The 15,358-nt window shown below is 44.2% G+C and carries 13 protein-coding genes and 1 pseudogene; 2 read left to right on the forward strand and 12 right to left on the reverse strand.

Translation table 11 applies throughout. The features are described from left to right. The 3 genes from V1499_RS18235 to V1499_RS18245 form a co-directional block, all read right to left on the reverse strand. Positions 1 to 879 (reverse strand): NAD(P)-dependent oxidoreductase, encoded by an 879-nt coding sequence (locus V1499_RS18235; RefSeq protein ID WP_409271406.1) that lies wholly within the window; start codon positions 877 to 879, stop codon positions 1 to 3. Between the two features lie 25 nt (positions 880 to 904). Beyond that, the gene (locus V1499_RS18240) at positions 905 to 2,356 is read right to left on the reverse strand and encodes an aldehyde dehydrogenase family protein (protein ID WP_409271408.1); all 1,452 of its coding nucleotides are present in this window, start codon (positions 2,354 to 2,356) and stop codon (positions 905 to 907) included. 85 nt (positions 2,357 to 2,441) lie between these two features. Beyond that, positions 2,442 to 4,082 (reverse strand): helix-turn-helix domain-containing protein, encoded by a 1,641-nt coding sequence (locus V1499_RS18245; RefSeq protein WP_409271410.1) that lies wholly within the window; start codon positions 4,080 to 4,082, stop codon positions 2,442 to 2,444. A 289-nt stretch (positions 4,083 to 4,371) separates the two neighbouring features. On the opposite strand from V1499_RS18245, the gene V1499_RS18250 reads away from it, so the two are divergent. Beyond that, positions 4,372 to 5,256: a DMT family transporter gene (locus V1499_RS18250; RefSeq protein WP_409271412.1), complete on the forward strand. Its 885-nt coding sequence runs from the start codon at positions 4,372 to 4,374 to the stop codon at positions 5,254 to 5,256. A gap of 94 nt (positions 5,257 to 5,350) precedes the next feature. Next, on the forward strand, positions 5,351 to 5,746 hold the full coding sequence (locus V1499_RS18255; RefSeq protein WP_409271414.1) for a secondary thiamine-phosphate synthase enzyme YjbQ: 396 nt from the start codon (positions 5,351 to 5,353) through the stop codon (positions 5,744 to 5,746). An 806-nt stretch (positions 5,747 to 6,552) separates the two neighbouring features. On the opposite strand, the gene V1499_RS18260 is transcribed toward V1499_RS18255, so the two are convergent. The 9 genes and pseudogenes from V1499_RS18260 to V1499_RS18300 all read right to left on the reverse strand — a co-directional run bounded on the left by V1499_RS18260 (position 6,553) and on the right by V1499_RS18300 (position 15,346). Further along, entirely contained in the window at positions 6,553 to 7,332 is a 780-nt protein-coding gene (locus V1499_RS18260; protein ID WP_409276334.1) for an ABC transporter ATP-binding protein, read from the reverse strand. Positions 7,333 to 7,341: 9 nt separating this feature from the next. Continuing rightward, positions 7,342 to 8,094, reverse strand: a pseudogene (locus tag V1499_RS18265) (ABC transporter ATP-binding protein); the annotation flags it as partial. Continuing rightward, entirely contained in the window at positions 8,094 to 9,113 is a 1,020-nt protein-coding gene (locus V1499_RS18270; RefSeq protein WP_409271416.1) for a branched-chain amino acid ABC transporter permease, read from the reverse strand. The pseudogene V1499_RS18265 and the gene V1499_RS18270, both read right to left, overlap by 1 nt. A gap of 15 nt (positions 9,114 to 9,128) precedes the next feature. Continuing rightward, the gene (locus V1499_RS18275; RefSeq protein ID WP_409271418.1) at positions 9,129 to 9,998 is read right to left on the reverse strand and encodes a branched-chain amino acid ABC transporter permease; all 870 of its coding nucleotides are present in this window, start codon (positions 9,996 to 9,998) and stop codon (positions 9,129 to 9,131) included. A gap of 16 nt (positions 9,999 to 10,014) precedes the next feature. Further along, positions 10,015 to 11,172 (reverse strand): ABC transporter substrate-binding protein, encoded by a 1,158-nt coding sequence (locus V1499_RS18280; protein ID WP_409271420.1) that lies wholly within the window; start codon positions 11,170 to 11,172, stop codon positions 10,015 to 10,017. A gap of 121 nt (positions 11,173 to 11,293) precedes the next feature. Further along, positions 11,294 to 12,448, reverse strand: a complete 1,155-nt coding sequence (locus V1499_RS18285) for a homogentisate 1,2-dioxygenase (RefSeq protein ID WP_409271422.1) — start codon at positions 12,446 to 12,448, stop codon at positions 11,294 to 11,296. A 24-nt stretch (positions 12,449 to 12,472) separates the two neighbouring features. Beyond that, positions 12,473 to 13,774: a fumarylacetoacetase gene (gene fahA / locus V1499_RS18290; RefSeq protein ID WP_409271424.1), complete on the reverse strand. Its 1,302-nt coding sequence runs from the start codon at positions 13,772 to 13,774 to the stop codon at positions 12,473 to 12,475. Positions 13,775 to 13,777: 3 nt separating this feature from the next. Beyond that, complete coding sequence (locus tag V1499_RS18295) at positions 13,778 to 14,764, reverse strand: hypothetical protein (protein WP_409271425.1); 987 nt, start codon at positions 14,762 to 14,764, stop codon at positions 13,778 to 13,780. A gap of 27 nt (positions 14,765 to 14,791) precedes the next feature. After that, complete coding sequence (locus tag V1499_RS18300) at positions 14,792 to 15,346, reverse strand: NADPH-dependent FMN reductase (protein ID WP_409271427.1); 555 nt, start codon at positions 15,344 to 15,346, stop codon at positions 14,792 to 14,794. Between the last annotated feature and the right edge of the window lie 12 nt (positions 15,347 to 15,358).

A 15,358-nucleotide genomic window follows, 5' to 3' on the forward strand; every position in this document is an offset into this window, starting at 1 on the left:
TTATTCCATCATCTCTCTCAAAACATTGTAGACTGCCGATGAGTCCTGCTGGCCCTTCCCTTTGTTCCTGCCTAAATGGAATAGCTGATGGGTCATATCACTGACAAAGGTGGAGATGTTCGAATCTTCGGCTAACTGACGATACAAGTGGATATCCTTCGCCATATTTGCAAGTGAGAATTTCACTTGATCAAACGATTCGTCCAATATATTGACGCCGAATACATCCATCGCCCGCGTCTGTCCCGATCCTTTTTGGAGGATACCGGCAAGCTTTTCCTTTGCAACTCCCGACCTTTCTCCGGTTAGAAAGGCTTCACTTAATAACGTAATCACACCTGCCACGACCATATTGTGGCAAAGTTTGACGGTTTGTCCCGCTCCGCTCTTCCCGACATATTCGATATGCTTTCCTACTGCCTGCAAAACCGGGAGAATGCTAGGATAATCCTCTTCCTTTCCTCCAACCATAATCGTTAACGTCCCGTTTGCTGCTCCTTCTGGGCCTCCACTTAAGGGACAGTCAAAAAAAGAAACACCCATCCCCGCAGCAATCCCATGGATTTCCCTTGTCAACTTTACGTCATTCGTACTCATGTCCAAAATGGAGGTTCCTTTTTTCATTTTAAAAAGTACGCCTTTTTCGCCATGCAAAAGAGTATCGCGAATGACCTCTGGTGAGGCAAGGGATAGAATTAAATAGTCAACTTGGCTTGCCATCTCTTCAGGGCTTGTACAGGGAATCGCGCCAAGACTGGCTAATTCCTTTACCGCATTCGGATTAATATCATAGGCAAGCACATTATAGTGATGCTTAAGCAAGTTTTTTGCGATTCCGCCTCCCATCAGTCCGCATCCAATCACACCAACCTTCGCCATGCGCCCACTCCTTCCCCATCATTTTTCAGGCTTTAATATAAACAGTCTTATACTCTGTCCAAAACTCGAGGGCTGTCGAGCCTTGTTCTCTTGGACCGAGGCTGGATGCTTTTTTACCGCCGAAAGGATATTGGTTTTCAAAATAATTCGAAGGAATATTTACGTGTGTGACGCCTGTCTGAATATGCTTCACAAAGTGCATCGCTTTCTCGAGGTCTTTTGTATAAATGGTAGAGGACAAGCCAAATTCGCTGTCATTCGCTACTTCCAAGGCTTCCTCATAGGAATCGACTTCAATAACCGCGATGACGGGCGCGAAGATTTCCTCTTTGAAAATCGTCATGTCAGGCGTGACGCCGCTGAAAACGGTCGGAGCGACAAAATAGCCTTTATCCCTGCCTTGATCCGTCAGCCTCTTTCCGCCGCATTCAAGGACGGCGCCCTCTTCCACCGCGAGATCGATATGTTTTAAATAAAGATTCATTTGGCTTTCATCAATAACCGGGCCGTTGTCCGCCTTTTCATCAAAGCCGTCGGCAATATGTAAGGCATTCGCAGAGTCAACCAATCTACTAATAACCTCTTTCGAGATGCTTCTTGGCACAATCAACCTGCTCGTCCCGGTGCACCGCTGCCCATTATCAAAAAATCCGCTGATGACAACATTCCGGATCGTTTCATCAAGATTCGCATCCTCAAGGATGATCGAGGCGTTCTTACCGCCCATTTCAGCCTGCATTTTTCCGCCGCGGACTGTTACCGCTCTTCCCAGTGTCAGACCGACTTCTGTTGAACCGGTAAACGAAACGGCTTTTATTTTCGGATGATTGCCGATCGCACCGCCAATCACGCCGCCAGGGCCCGTCACCATATTCACAACCCCTTTTGGCACACCCGCTTTTTCAAAAAGCTCGATGATTTTCACACTAATCAACGATGTGTTGCTCGCGGGCTTAAAAATCACCGTGTTCCCGGCAACGATGGCAGGGGCAATCTTCCATATACCAATACCTAGCGGAAAGTTATAAGGAGCAATGACCCCAACGACGCCTAGTGGTTCCCTTACGGTGTAGGCAAAAATGTCCGCATTCTTGGAAGGGACGGTTTCCCCCTTTAAACGTGTTGCCTCACCACTGAATTGCTTCATGGCGTCAATCGTGATGTTGACTTCCGCCAAAGAGTTTTTATACGTCTTCCCGACTTCCTTTGTAATAATCGCTGCCAATTCCTCTTTTTGCTCTTCCAGCAGGTAAATTAATTTGAACAATACGTCCCCCCGCTCCGGGACAGCAACCTGCGACCATGTCTTGAAAGCCTGTTCCGCGACTGTAATCGCGTCCTCTACATCACGTTGATCGGACTTTTGGAAAAACCCCAGCACTTCTTCCGTGCTAGCCGGGTTGACGCTCGTATATACCTCTCCGGATTGAGCGGGCACCCATTCGCCATTGATGTAATTAAAGTACGTTTGAGCCATTTCTTCCTCACCTCATCTCTTGATTAAAATTTATTATAATATTCTAAATACTAAATAAAAATGTGGCAACCCACAAAGTTTTAATTCAAACATTATGGGTTGCCACATATAATTGGGTTGCAATCATGAGATCAACCCATTCTTTTTCATTGTTCAGGCTTAACTGAAGCATGTCCTCAATCTTTTTCAACCGGTAATACAACGTGTTTCCGTGGATATGCATCTCGGCCGCCGTGTCTTTATGGTTTTTATTATTCCGGATAAAACAAAGCAAAGTATGCAACAAAACCGGATCAGCTTTCAGCAGTTTCCCTATTTTATCGTGGATGTACATGTCGATGGTCTGCTGTTCAATTTCATGGAATAGCCGCTCCATGCCGAGCTTTGAATATTCAATCACTTTTGACGCCTTAGAGGTTTTTCCAAAGCTGATGGAACGAAGCGCTTCCTGGTAGGAGGTGGCCAATTGGTGTATGGTTGTTTTCCGGCCAATTCCAATTAAAATGTTCCGTCCACTTAAAATCCGGTCCATTTCGTTTATTAGTTGTTTCACTACATCCTCAGTAACCCCTCCTGGAATTAAAAGAATAAGCTGGTATGTATGCGTCACGACAAAACTATTTTTACAGAGGCTATCAAGTAATTTCTGAATCGAAAGAACAATCCATTGTTTTTCCTTTATCTTATTATTTTCCCATAAAGGCTTGTAGGCACCTTCAATAATCACACATTGAATGTCATTCGTCCGTTCCCACTTCAAATAATTCAGGAGACGATTAACATCATATTGGTTCTGCTCATTAATTAATTGGTTAAAAACCTCATTACGAAAATGGAGTTCCTGTTCTATCAAAGCGCTATCCTTTGTGATTTCAAGCGCCATCGTGAGGCTTGCATTCTCAATAATCATTTGTTCATTCTCAGGAAATTCCGTAAAAGGCTTTTCCAATTCCAGCACTCCCAAAATTTCCTGATTACGGATGATTGGAAAATACCTTTCTCTATTCTCATAAATTGATGTTTCGTGATAGATAACCGAAGATTGAATCAGTTCTTCCAGTAAAGAGAGAATGGATTCAATTCCATTCCCGTCGATAATAAGCTGGTAGAATTTTTTATGGATCGAGATAGAATCCATAAGCAGTTTATGTTGCATTAGCAAATCGTTATAAACCCTGGAATGTTCAATCGCAATCGCACTTTGATCCGCGATAATTTTAATCACTTCCATATCCTCCATGGAAAAAAGCCCATCATGATTAAAACTATCAACGACCAACACCCCAAAACAGCAATCCTTGTAAATGATCGGGACACAAAAAGCACTTTTGATTTTCCTTCCATATACCCCTTTCAAATAAGCACGATAGTTATCGGGTGACATCGTGCACATGAAATCATCTATTTCTTGCTCTGATTTAAAAAGAATCGCTTGTTTTTCTGAAAATACGCGCCCCGTAATCGATTCACCTGGAGAAAAGGCAATCTCCTGCAATGCTTCTACATCGACTCCTTTGCCTTCCACAAACTTAAGCCTTTGAGTGGACTCATCAAACAAATAAATAATAAAAGTGTCGGTAGTGCTGACCAAATCACTTGCGGCAGTAATTAAATTTTGAAGTACTTCCTGCAAATGTAACGATTTAGTCAGCAACTTATTAATTTCCAATAGCTTCATAGCCTTATGTGAATCGAGAAAAAAGGTCTCGGTTTGATCGAAGGTCATAGGGAAGCCCCCTTTCTCAAATGGATAAATACACTCGATGAAACCATCAGTATGGATGGTCTTTGATGGAGTTACCTATGTTATTAGTAATAGGTTCAACAAAAAGCGTACGAATCCTCCCTGTACTCTCTCCTTTTTAGTGATGCGGACGTATGTAAATCGGAATTTCAATTACTTACCCCCCGGCATCAAGCCGCACTCCTCAACATGCAGCAAGCCCACCTCACCGTTTTCCCCGGCAGGAATACATTAGAAAAAGGAGTCAACAAAAGAACAAGAGGCGAAGCGTGTGAAACTTAAGGAACTTGCTGTTTTGTTTGCTTTGGCGGCTTTGTTTGGATCATCCTTCCTATTCGTTCGGATTGCCTCCCCGGCGATCGGTCCTTTCCTTACTTCCCAAGGGCGGGTTACCTTTGCGGCTCTCGCTTTATTGACGATCGCTCTTTTTTTCAAAAAACCGGTCCATCTCAGGCAGCGATGGAAACACTATTTCATCATCGGCGCACTGAATTCCGCAATCCCCTTTACGCTCGTTTCCCTAGCGGCCGTTCATTTGAATGCGTCTATATTAGCAATCATCAATGCCATGACTCCCTTTTTCACAGCGATCGCAGCCTGGGTTTGGATGAAGGAAAGGCTCACCTCTTCCAAAGGCCTCGGGATTATGCTTGGGTTGGCCGGCGTTGTGATTACCGTTGGCTGGAGTCCAGTTGAGCCGAGCCTGGAGGTTTTTCTGGCGAGTTTATGTTCCCTTCTCTCGACAGTTTCCTATGCTTTCGGTGGGGTTTATGCGAAAAAGACCTTCAAGAACTGCTCTCCATTGTCGGTATCCTTTGGCCAGCTGATGGGCGCCACACTGTTATTGATTCCGATAACTTCGGCAGGCTTCCCAGGGCAAACAATCAACCTGGCACCAGTCGTTTTGTACTCCGTGCTTGGAGTCGCTGTTTTCTCGACTGCCTTCGGGTATCTCCTTTATTACTATCTAATCGAGCATGTCGGCCCAACGAAAACCGTTACCGTAACATTTTTGATTCCGCCGTTCGGCATGGTATGGGGAGCCATCGTCCTACATGAACAAATTACCTCAGGAATGTTTGCCGGCCTGTTAATTATTTTGGGAAGCCTCGCCCTCATAACACGTGAAGAAAAAAATGAAGCAAGGTCTCTTTAACCACATCTTTCGGAGAAAACTCCCCCTTCACCAGTAAAGACAGCCTCCACTCCGTTGTAGTAAAGTAGACACTAAGAGAAAGGGGAGGTTTTTCATGTTGAAAAAATTCACATTGCAAACGAATCACCGTGATGAAATGCTCGAGGTGACTGAACTCATTCAGAACTTTGTATCAGACCAGGGCTTGGAGGAAGGGGCGGTCGTCGTCTATTGCCCGCACACGACAGCCGGCATAACGATTAATGAAAATGCCGATCCCGACGTTAAACGCGACATGATCCGCCGCTTTGATGAAGTCTATCCGTGGCACCATGAAGCCGACAGGCATATGGAAGGAAATACCGCCGCGCATATGAAAGCCAGCACAGTCGGGTCCTCCCAACTCGTAATCGTCAATGATGGCCAGCTATTGCTCGGGACATGGCAGGGCATCTATTTTTGCGAATTCGACGGACCCAGGAATCGGCACTTTTTTGCAAAAATCCTATAACCCAAAAACTGCCGTCCGGACAAATCGGGCGGCTTCTTTTAATATCTGGCTGGCTTGGTCGACTATGAATAAATAGGAAGAAACTAGTTTCTCTAGTTAGTTCAAATAAATCAACGGACCGTCCCTTGATTTAATAATCCGGATTTAAGTGACTTCCTTTTCGAATTTTGCCCAATCAATGTCACTCAACTGGATTTGAGTGACTTCCTTTTCGAATTTTGCCCAATCAATGTCACTCATCTAGACTCGCGTGAAAAGTAATCGCTATCACGATGGTTCAAAAACAGTCCCTTGCTCAAAAAAAATAAAGAAAAAGTATGCTTCAAGGGGTACCCCCCCCTATAGGAAAGCATACTTTTCATATGACACGAAATTAACTTGCAAACCATGACTATATTTTTCTCCGGCTTATGACCCGGGTCAGACCCCTACTACTTGATATAGTTACTTAGTACATGAATTCACTAGTAAAAACCGACATAAACAGAAAAAATCACTAGTAATTCCCGGACACCAAAGAAGAGATTAACTAGTAAATCTCGGACACCAAAGAAAACAATTCACTAGTTAAAAAGCAAAAACGCCGGTTCTGCCGCGCAATTCGGGACCCGAATTTAGAGATGGAAGCAGAGTGGGGACGGTTCTAGGTTTGCCAATACACAATCAGCAAACTCAGAACCGTCCCCATTTAGCCATGAATACTCAAATATACCGCCTGCAATATCTTGTGGAACAATTTGTGAAAAAAGAAAAAACGGGGGAGTGACATGCACTACCCCCAATGAAATCCGTTAGTGACAGCCACATCAATGTATACTCAAATAAGCCTCCTGCACAATCTTATTCCCAGCGAGTTCACTCGGCTTTCCTTCTATTTTTATTTTGCCGTTTTCCAACAGATAGCCCCAGTCGGCGACTTGCAGGGCGGCTTTGGCGTTTTGTTCGACTAAAATGATAGTTGTTTCTGATTGTTTTAGTTGATACAAGGTTTCAAAGATTTCTTCTACTATAATGGGTGCAAGGCCAAGTGATGGTTCATCGAGCATCAAGATCTTCGGACGTGCCATCAGTCCTCTCGCAATCGCCAGCATTTGCTGCTCCCCACCGCTCAACGTACCGGAAAGCTGCTTTCTCCTCTCTTTTAAACGGGGAAAAAGCTCGTACATTTTTTCTATATCCTCTTCAATTCCTTTTATGACAGCCTTTGATGCCCCGTATCCTTTATAACGGTTAAAAGCGCCAAGCCGCAAGCTTTCTTCAACCATTAATTCAGGAAACATTCCTCTTCGTTCAGGAACAAGGCTTATACCTGTATAGGCAAGCTTTTCGGCAGGAACGCCGGTAATATTTTTTTCTTCAAAAATCACTTGTCCTGATTTTGGGAGCAGCAAGCCAGCGATTGTGTTCAATAACGTCGATTTGCCAGCACCATTTGTTCCGATGACTGTACTTAGCTGTCCCTCTTTTATCTCCAGATTTACTCCTTTTAATGCATGGATGCTTTCACGGTACACTTGCAAGTCGTTAACCTTCAATACTGTTTTCGCATCTTCAGAAACATCCCGCTCTTGATAGGACTTTTTAATATCTACACCAAGATAGGCCTCGATCACCTTTTCATTACTCTGAATTTCAACAGGTTTCCCTTCGGCAATTTTACTGCCAAAGTCAAGGACGATAATGTGATCGGATATTTCCATCACGGTTGAAAGGTCATGCTCAATAAGAAAAATCGTTAGCCCCTCGTCTTTTAATCCTTTGATAAGACGGATCATCGTTCTGCGTTCCTCTGCACTTAATCCTGACATAGGCTCATCCAAAAGCAGCAGTTTTGGCTGAACGGCAACAGCACGGGCAATTTCCAGCCTTCTTTGTTCACCAAACGACAAGTCACCCGCCAAATGGAAAGTTTTTTCTTCGAGACCAACCATCGCTAACATCTCCATACCAAGCTCAGTTGCTCTTTTTTCACGGGTTTTTATGCTCGGAAAACGAAGCATGGAACTGATGATATTGGGTTTTCTCGTCTCACTTACCGATACCATCACATTTTCCAATAGTGTCATATTATTAAATATTTGGAGGTTCTGAAAGGTTCGGGAAATGCCCAGCTCGGCAATCTCATTTGGCTTGAAGGCGTTTATCTTTTTACCGTCAAATAGCACATCCCCCTCTTCAGGAGAATACATCCCTGTAATACAGTTAAAAGTGGACGTTTTGCCAGCACCATTCGGACCTATTAGAGATACAATCTCTCCTTTATTAATGGCAAAATTATTGTCGTTAACGGCGATAACTCCACCAAAACGTTTAGTTACATTTTTAAACTCCAGAAATGCAGATGCCATTATGTTCTCCTCCTAATGAGCCTAGTCAACCGTTCTACTATTCCCATTATTCCTTTTGGCATATAAATCATCATAATAACGAGCAGCAGGCCAAAGAAGATGACTTCTACAGCCCCTCCGGCACCCGCTCCAAAAAACAGCGGAACGACATCGCGCAGCACTTCCACAAGGAGAGTCACAACCGCAACCCCAATGATGGCGCCGTAAAGACTTGCAAGCCCACCCAAGACTGCCATCACCACGAATTTAATCGACATTTCAAAACTGAAAATAGCAGGACTGATAAAACTCATATAGGAGGCATACAATCCCCCGCTTAAACCAGCAAGCACAGCACTGATCACAAAAGCTGTCATTTTATATTGCCCTACATGAATGCCCATTGATTGGGAAGCGATGGAGCTGTCCTGGATTGAACGAAGGTTCCTTCCCCAGGGAGATTGCACTAAATTTTTCATCAAAATAAAAGCAATGACTCCTATTAAAACCACGACATAAAACCATGCAATGTCCGAGGTGATGGAGAAACTTCCAATGGACAGAGATGGAATCCCAATCAAACCTGATGGTCCGCCGGTCAGCTCCGATTCTTCAATTAATATGATATTAATAACAATGCCGAACCCCAAGGTTGCGAGCGAGAAGTAATGACCTTGAAGGTTTCGCGTAAGGAATCCAATTATGTAGGCAATCAATCCGGCAAAAACAACTCCCGCCAATAACGAGAGCAAAGGGGATATTGAATACTTTACCGCCAATATCCCTGTTCCATAAGCTCCTATTCCCCAAAATGCGGCTTGTGCCAACGAAACCAGCCCGGCATGTCCCATTAAAATCGACAGTCCCAAAGTTGAAATGAAATACAACCCAATCAATATGAAAATTCCTGTAATATAGGCTCCCGCGAAATGAGGAAACACAATAAGAGTGACAAGTAAAAGAGGAATGAGAAGCAATTTTCTTTTCGAAAAGGTGCTTACTGGTAAAGTTGTGTTATTGGTAACAATTGTTTTCTCCATGTTCATCCTCCTTCCTTAAACACGCCTTCCACTCTTTGTCTTCATAATCCCTTGAGGCATAAATACTAGAACGAGCAGCAAGATGAAAAAGGCAATTGCATCCTTATACCCAGAGGAAACCAAACCAGCCCCAAGTGACTCCAGAACCCCCAAAACAATTCCGCCAACAACCGCTCCAGGAATACTGATCAGCCCTCCAAGGACCGCGGCGACAAATCCCTTTAAACCTATCATGAGCCCCATGTCATAGGTTGCAAGAGAGATCGGTGTTACGGCAACCCCAACAATACCAGCAAGACTGGCCCCAAGCATAAAAGAGAGTAAACCCATCCATTTGGGGGAAATTCCCATCAAACGGCTGACTTCACGGTTCATCATACTTGCTCTTAATGCAGAACCGAGCATCGTTTTTTCAAAAAAGAAATACAGGGCAATCATGGTGACCAAGGTAATGCCTATGACAAAAAAGTCCTGTCTTGGAATGGCGGCACTGAGGAAGCTTACAGGCTGCCCTTCTAAAAAAGGGGGCAGAACCTTTGGAGTACTTCCAAATATAAATAAGGCTAGACCGCGGAGTACGGTTGAGACGCCGATTGTAATAATAATCAAGACAACTTCACTGTTGAATCTTGCAGGCTGGAGCGCCAGCCGTTGAACAAGCGCTCCCACCAAAGTAGCAGAGATAACCGCAAAAATTGCAGCCACCCAAAGGGGGGCTCCTCCCGAAACCATTGCCGCGGCAGTGATTCCTCCGACCATGACAAATTCTCCCTGAGCAAAGTTAATAACGCCATTGACGTTATAAATCGTGACAAACCCAACTGCAATTAGAGCATAAATCCCTCCAACGGCCAATCCCGACAAAAGTAACTGAATAATTTCCAAACGCTCTCATTCCCTTCTACTCAGGAATTACCCACTTTCCATTTTTAACCTGTACCACTAGAGCATCCACGGAACTTAATCCTTGATGATCCTTATCACTAAGGTTGAATACCCCCGTTACTCCAACTACATTTTCAAGCTTTTCAAGATTGTCCCTAATGGATTCTCTTGTCACCTTGTCTCCGGATTTTTCGATTGCTTTAGAGATGAGGAGCAGTGCATCGTATGCCATTCCATCAATCGGGCTTGCTTCCTCCCCAAACTTTTTTAAGTAACTTGTTAAGATTTCTTTCTGGGGATCATCTTCAGATATTTGATCAGCCACCCATACCTTTCCGGCAGCCACATAGGTTCCCTCGGCAGCATCCTTCCCGGCAAGTTCAACAAAAGCATTGGAACCAGCGCCGGCAGGATAAATTAACATGTTGTCCATTTTTAGTTCCCAGTAGTTACGATTCACAATAGAAGCCGCGGGAGGGATGGACCATACGACGATTGCGTCAGGGTTTAACCCCTTTATTTTGGTTAGCTGGGGCTTCATGTCTTTATCGCCCATTCCGAACTTTTCAACCGCGGCAATCGTGATCCCATTTTCTTTTGCGACCGCTTCAAAAGTTTTCAGGCCGCTTTCCCCATATGCATTATTTAGAGCCATGAAAGCAACATTTGATTTATTCTCTTTTTTGAGCAGCTCCACGATACTCTTAGAAATATCCTCATTGTCCACTGGAGTCTTAAACACCCAGTGGCGTTCTTCTACAGGTGAAGAGATTCCGTCACCTGATCCGACTGATACAAGCGGCACTTTGCTTTTTTCAATATAAGGCAGCAGCGGCATAGTCGTTGGTGTCGTTCCGGCACCAATAATAACGTCTACCTTATCCTGTTCGACCAGTTTTTTTGTTACAGTCATAGACTGGGTTTCATTCGATTCGTTATCATAAACAACAAGCTTGATTTTCTTTCCGTTGATTCCACCATTGTCATTGATTTGTTTTGCAAGCAATTCAATCGCATCTTTCTGTGGAACCCCCCACACCGCGGATGCTCCGGACAATTCCAGATTCACACCAACCTTAATGACCCCTTTTTCCGCATTGGTTGTGTTGCTGTTGCAGGCTGCTAAACTGAAGACAACTAACACACTGGCTAGTAAAGCGAACCATTTTTTCATTTTTCCTTCCCCCATCTCTCGTTAAAACTCGACAATAACCGTTTTAAAGTGACAAAAACTTTAATTTATAGAAAATTTTAATATTTCAAACATATAATGTAAAGCGTTTATATTTAAATAATCAGGCGTTCCAACTATACTTGTACCCCTTATCTTCAATCTCCCGAGCAGTCCGAAAAACCTTTAAAGGCTTGAAAGTATCAATCATGACAGCCAGTTCCAGCGTTTCTTTTTTCCCTATACTTGCCTCAATTTTGCCGGGATGCGGCCCATGAGGGATGCCTGACGGATGCAAGGTGATCGATCCTTCTTCTACACCTTTTCTGCTCATAAAGTTTCCTTTGACATAATAAAGAACTTCATCACTGTCTACATTGCTGTGGAAATATGGAGCCGGTATTGCCTCTGGGTGATAGTCATAAAGACGGGGGACAAATGAACAAATGACAAAGTTATGACCTTCAAACGTCTGATGAATCGGCGGAGGCTGATGGATCCGCCCTGTAATCGGCTCAAAATCCTCCACATTAAACGTATATGGGAATAGGTAGCCATCCCACCCTTCCACATCAAGTGGATGATGATGATACAGATGGGAATGCATATAGCCTCTTGACTTTGTCCTAACCTCATACTCACCGGATTCCAAATTGGCTGATAGGGTTTCCGGCCCATGGATATCCCTTTCACAGAAAGGACTGTGCTCCAGCAGCTGGCCAAAAGCATTTCGGTATCGTTTCGGAGTTGTAATCCAGCTTGTCGTTTCAATCACGAGAAATTTTGCTTCACCGGCATCAGGTACCACTTTGTAGATGGTTCCAACCGGGATTACGATATAGTCGCCAGGGCGATAGCGAAGATTGCCGAACAGAGTCTCTACTAAGCCGGTTCCATAATGGACAAACAACACTTCATCCCCATCACTATTACGGTAATAATAGTCCATTTCTTCTGTTGGACTGACAGAACCGATCAGCAGATCATCATTACCGAGCACATATTGACGGCCTGCAACCGAATCATTTTGTTTTGCCAGTTTGTTTGTTTTAAAGTGGCGATGGTGCAATGCCCCCTGCTCCTCATACTCCGGTAATGCATAGCCGAGCAAGGACGCCTCCACCATTTTTGTGGGAGGATTGTGGTGATACAGAATCGATTGAAGACCTGAAAAACCTTTCGTACCCATCACTTGTTCCCAAAAAAGCGACCCGTCATTTTTTCTAAAAACAGTATGCCTCTTTTTCGGGATATTTCCCATTTTTTTGTAGAAAGGCATATGAGATTCCCCCTTTTCATTCGATCAGCTTTTTAGTATTCCAACTTCTTGCATACCTTCCAGTTTCACGGCTGGCAAAACCCGGCCGGTCACCTCTCCAAAACCAACACGGTAACCGTCTCCCTGGCACCAACCCGTCATGATCAATTCATCACCATCTTCAAGCCACACACGCTCTTTTCCATTTGAAAGCTTGATTGGCTCGGCACCGCGCCAAGCTAATTCCAACATGCTTCCCCTTGTTATTTTTTCGGGACCGCTAATTGTGCCCGACGCGAGCAAATCCCCTGGTTTCAAGTTGCAGCCGCCGATTGAATGGTGCGCGACCATCTGTGCCATGCTCCAATACAGATGTCGGTAATTGGTTTCTGTGATCAGCTGTGGACTTTCCATGTCATCGCCTTTCAGGTAAACCTCTAGCTGAATGTCAAAAGAGCCAGCCTTATTTGTTTTTAAATAAGGGAGAGGCTCTGGTTCCTGCATGGGGCCAGGGATTCGGAATGGGGCGAGCGCTTCAAGCGGGACCACCCAGGGCGAAATGGAGGTCGCAAAGTTTTTTGCCAGAAATGGGCCGAGTGGCTGATACTCCCATGCCTGAATATCACGCGCACTCCAATCATTGACCAACACCATTCCAAAGATATGCTCTTCTGCTTCCCCGACTGGTATTGGCTCACCAAGCCGGTTCCCGGTTCCAATAAAACAACCTACCTCCAGTTCAAAATCCAGCTGCCTGCAAGGAGAGAATGTAGGATATTCCTGTCCAGGCGGCTTGATTTGGCCCTGAGGTCTGCGGATGTCTGTCCCGCTTACGACAACAGAACTGGCCCGGCCATGATATCCTACTGGCAAATGGGTCCAATTCGGCATTAACGCATTGTCTTTTCCCCTAAACATCGTCCCAACATTTGTCGCATGTTCTTTGGATGCATAAAAGTCAGTATAGTCTCCAATTCCTACTGGAAGAAGCATGTCAACTTGATTTTGAGAAATAAATGCTCTTTTTCGTAAATCTGCATCATCCATTAACGTTGGAACATCATCCCTAAGAAGTTCTTGGATCACCGCCCTAACTTCCTTCCAAGCTGTCTTCCCCAATTCCATAAAACGGTTCAGGGTTGACTGATGAAACACCTTTTGTCCACGCACACTTGTTTTATCAAAAAGTCCCGCATCATCAAGGACGGAAAGATCAAGTACAAAATCGCCAATGGCCGTTCCAATACTCGGCTCTTCTTTTCCTCCCTTTTTCCGAAAAACCCCGTAAGGCAAATTCTGAATTGGAAAATGGGAATTAGCATCTACGTTGATAAACGACTTTAACAAGTCTTAAGCCTCCTTCAAAATATGTAATTCTCTCAATTCATCACGCGGTTCATCAAAGCTGCAGGAACCATATGAGAAAAGATGCTTTCTTGACCGCCTAATATCCTGGACAGTTATTTGGTTGTTTTTCCAGCTTAACTGTTCAGGCTGAAAACAGAAATTTTCAGGGCTTTCGTCTTTTAACAATTCAGTCAGGGCTTCTTTATTCAATTGATGGGCATAAGCGAAAAGCCCCGCTGTAAACACGTTAACGAAACCATGCATTTTTGTACCGACTTCATGACGGAACATCCTTACGGGGTGGTGCAACCCCGCCGTAAACTTTATTTGCAGCCTCCGTTCTGCACAGTGGTAAAGAAAGGCAGACAGTTTTTCCGGAGAAGGGAACATTTTTGCCTCAAGTCCGCCTGTCCGAAACTTCACTCCGAGGGCACTGGAAACCAGGCTGTTCGTCTGTGCAAAAACATCAAGTGTCTGAATCAGCTGTTGTTCCCAGTTCTCTTGATCAGAGACCATAATCTCTAAGAAAAGTTTGATGTTTGCCGCCTGTCCAAGACTGGCCAATAGAAGCAATTCATTTTTATTGGGGATTCCTTGCGGCAGTGGAATCTCGAACATTATGATTTCCGCTAGATGGCCATGCTTCCAATTAAAGTCTTCAATGATTTGTAACTCTTTACAAAACCGCTCATAAAAATCGTATAATTGGCCGCAGTTCCTCCTGGTTAAAGAAAGTGGAAGATAAGTTCCTGGAGGAAGGTTTGGGAAAAGTTCTACAAGTTCCTCCAACGAATCAAATGGGAGGATGAATTTTCCAAGCATCCAAGAGTCGGCTGATTGCCTGTAGGATACAAAGTTATCCAAAGCCTCTTCTAAAGGCAACCGAGCAGGTGGAAAAAGTCCCGCATAATCAATCAAACCCCTCATGAAAGACTCAATGGATTGTTCCTCTACCATTGCCATTCTTACACCCATCCGCTCTTCCATCAAAAAAGCCACTCCTTTCTGGTAATAGGTCTACACAATACCGGGCTTTTTTACTTTAAAGCCCTCCTGCATCATGACCAGCTCACCCGCAAGCATCTTAATCCGGTTCAAAACTTCTATGTCGGTAATTTGATTTTCCCTGTTAAAATGTTCTGCGTTCGTATACACATAGCTTGGTGCGACGTAAGAACGGAAATAGCCCGCTATCGGTTTCACTTGATTTTCAATGACTAAGTAATGCTGATACGTTCCGCCGTTTGCGACAAAGCCCATGACTTTATTTCGAAACACATCAGGAGGTACTAAATCAAACAGGTTTTTCAAAGGCCCTGGAATCGAACCGTTGAAAATCGGAAAGCCAATCAGATATAAATCCGCCTCCGTCACTGATTGAATCACCTTTCGAGTGTCATCATTATAAAGCTCTGGCTTTCTTCCATCGCAAAATTGCATCTCATATTCCCGTAAATCCAGAAGCGTTGTTTCGGCATCTGGATTTACGTCCTTAATCTCATCCAATACGGCTTTCACCAATACAGCTGTCTTGGCTCCTAAAATCGTTCCTGAAATCCCGAGGATTTTCATGAGGTGGTACCA

Source organism: Neobacillus oceani (assembly GCF_046237595.1).
Taxonomy (GTDB): domain Bacteria; phylum Bacillota; class Bacilli; order Bacillales; family Cytobacillaceae; genus Bacillus_D; species Bacillus_D oceani.

Bases quoted from the DNA above. Each gene is read 5' to 3' on its own strand.
- V1499_RS18235 (WP_409271406.1), bottom strand. From the start codon at position 879: ATGGCGAAGGTTGGTGTGATTGGATGCGGACTGATGGGAGGCGGAATC.
- V1499_RS18240 (WP_409271408.1), bottom strand. From the start codon at position 2,356: ATGGCTCAAACGTACTTTAATTACATCAATGGCGAATGGGTGCCCGCT.
- V1499_RS18245 (WP_409271410.1), bottom strand. From the start codon at position 4,082: ATGACCTTCGATCAAACCGAGACCTTTTTTCTCGATTCACATAAGGCT.
- V1499_RS18255 (WP_409271414.1), top strand. From the start codon at position 5,351: ATGTTGAAAAAATTCACATTGCAAACGAATCACCGTGATGAAATGCTC.
- V1499_RS18270 (WP_409271416.1), bottom strand. From the start codon at position 9,113: ATGGAGAAAACAATTGTTACCAATAACACAACTTTACCAGTAAGCACC.
- V1499_RS18280 (WP_409271420.1), bottom strand. From the start codon at position 11,172: ATGAAAAAATGGTTCGCTTTACTAGCCAGTGTGTTAGTTGTCTTCAGT.
- V1499_RS18285 (WP_409271422.1), bottom strand. From the start codon at position 12,448: ATGCCTTTCTACAAAAAAATGGGAAATATCCCGAAAAAGAGGCATACT.
- V1499_RS18300 (WP_409271427.1), bottom strand. From the start codon at position 15,346: ATGAAAATCCTCGGGATTTCAGGAACGATTTTAGGAGCCAAGACAGCT.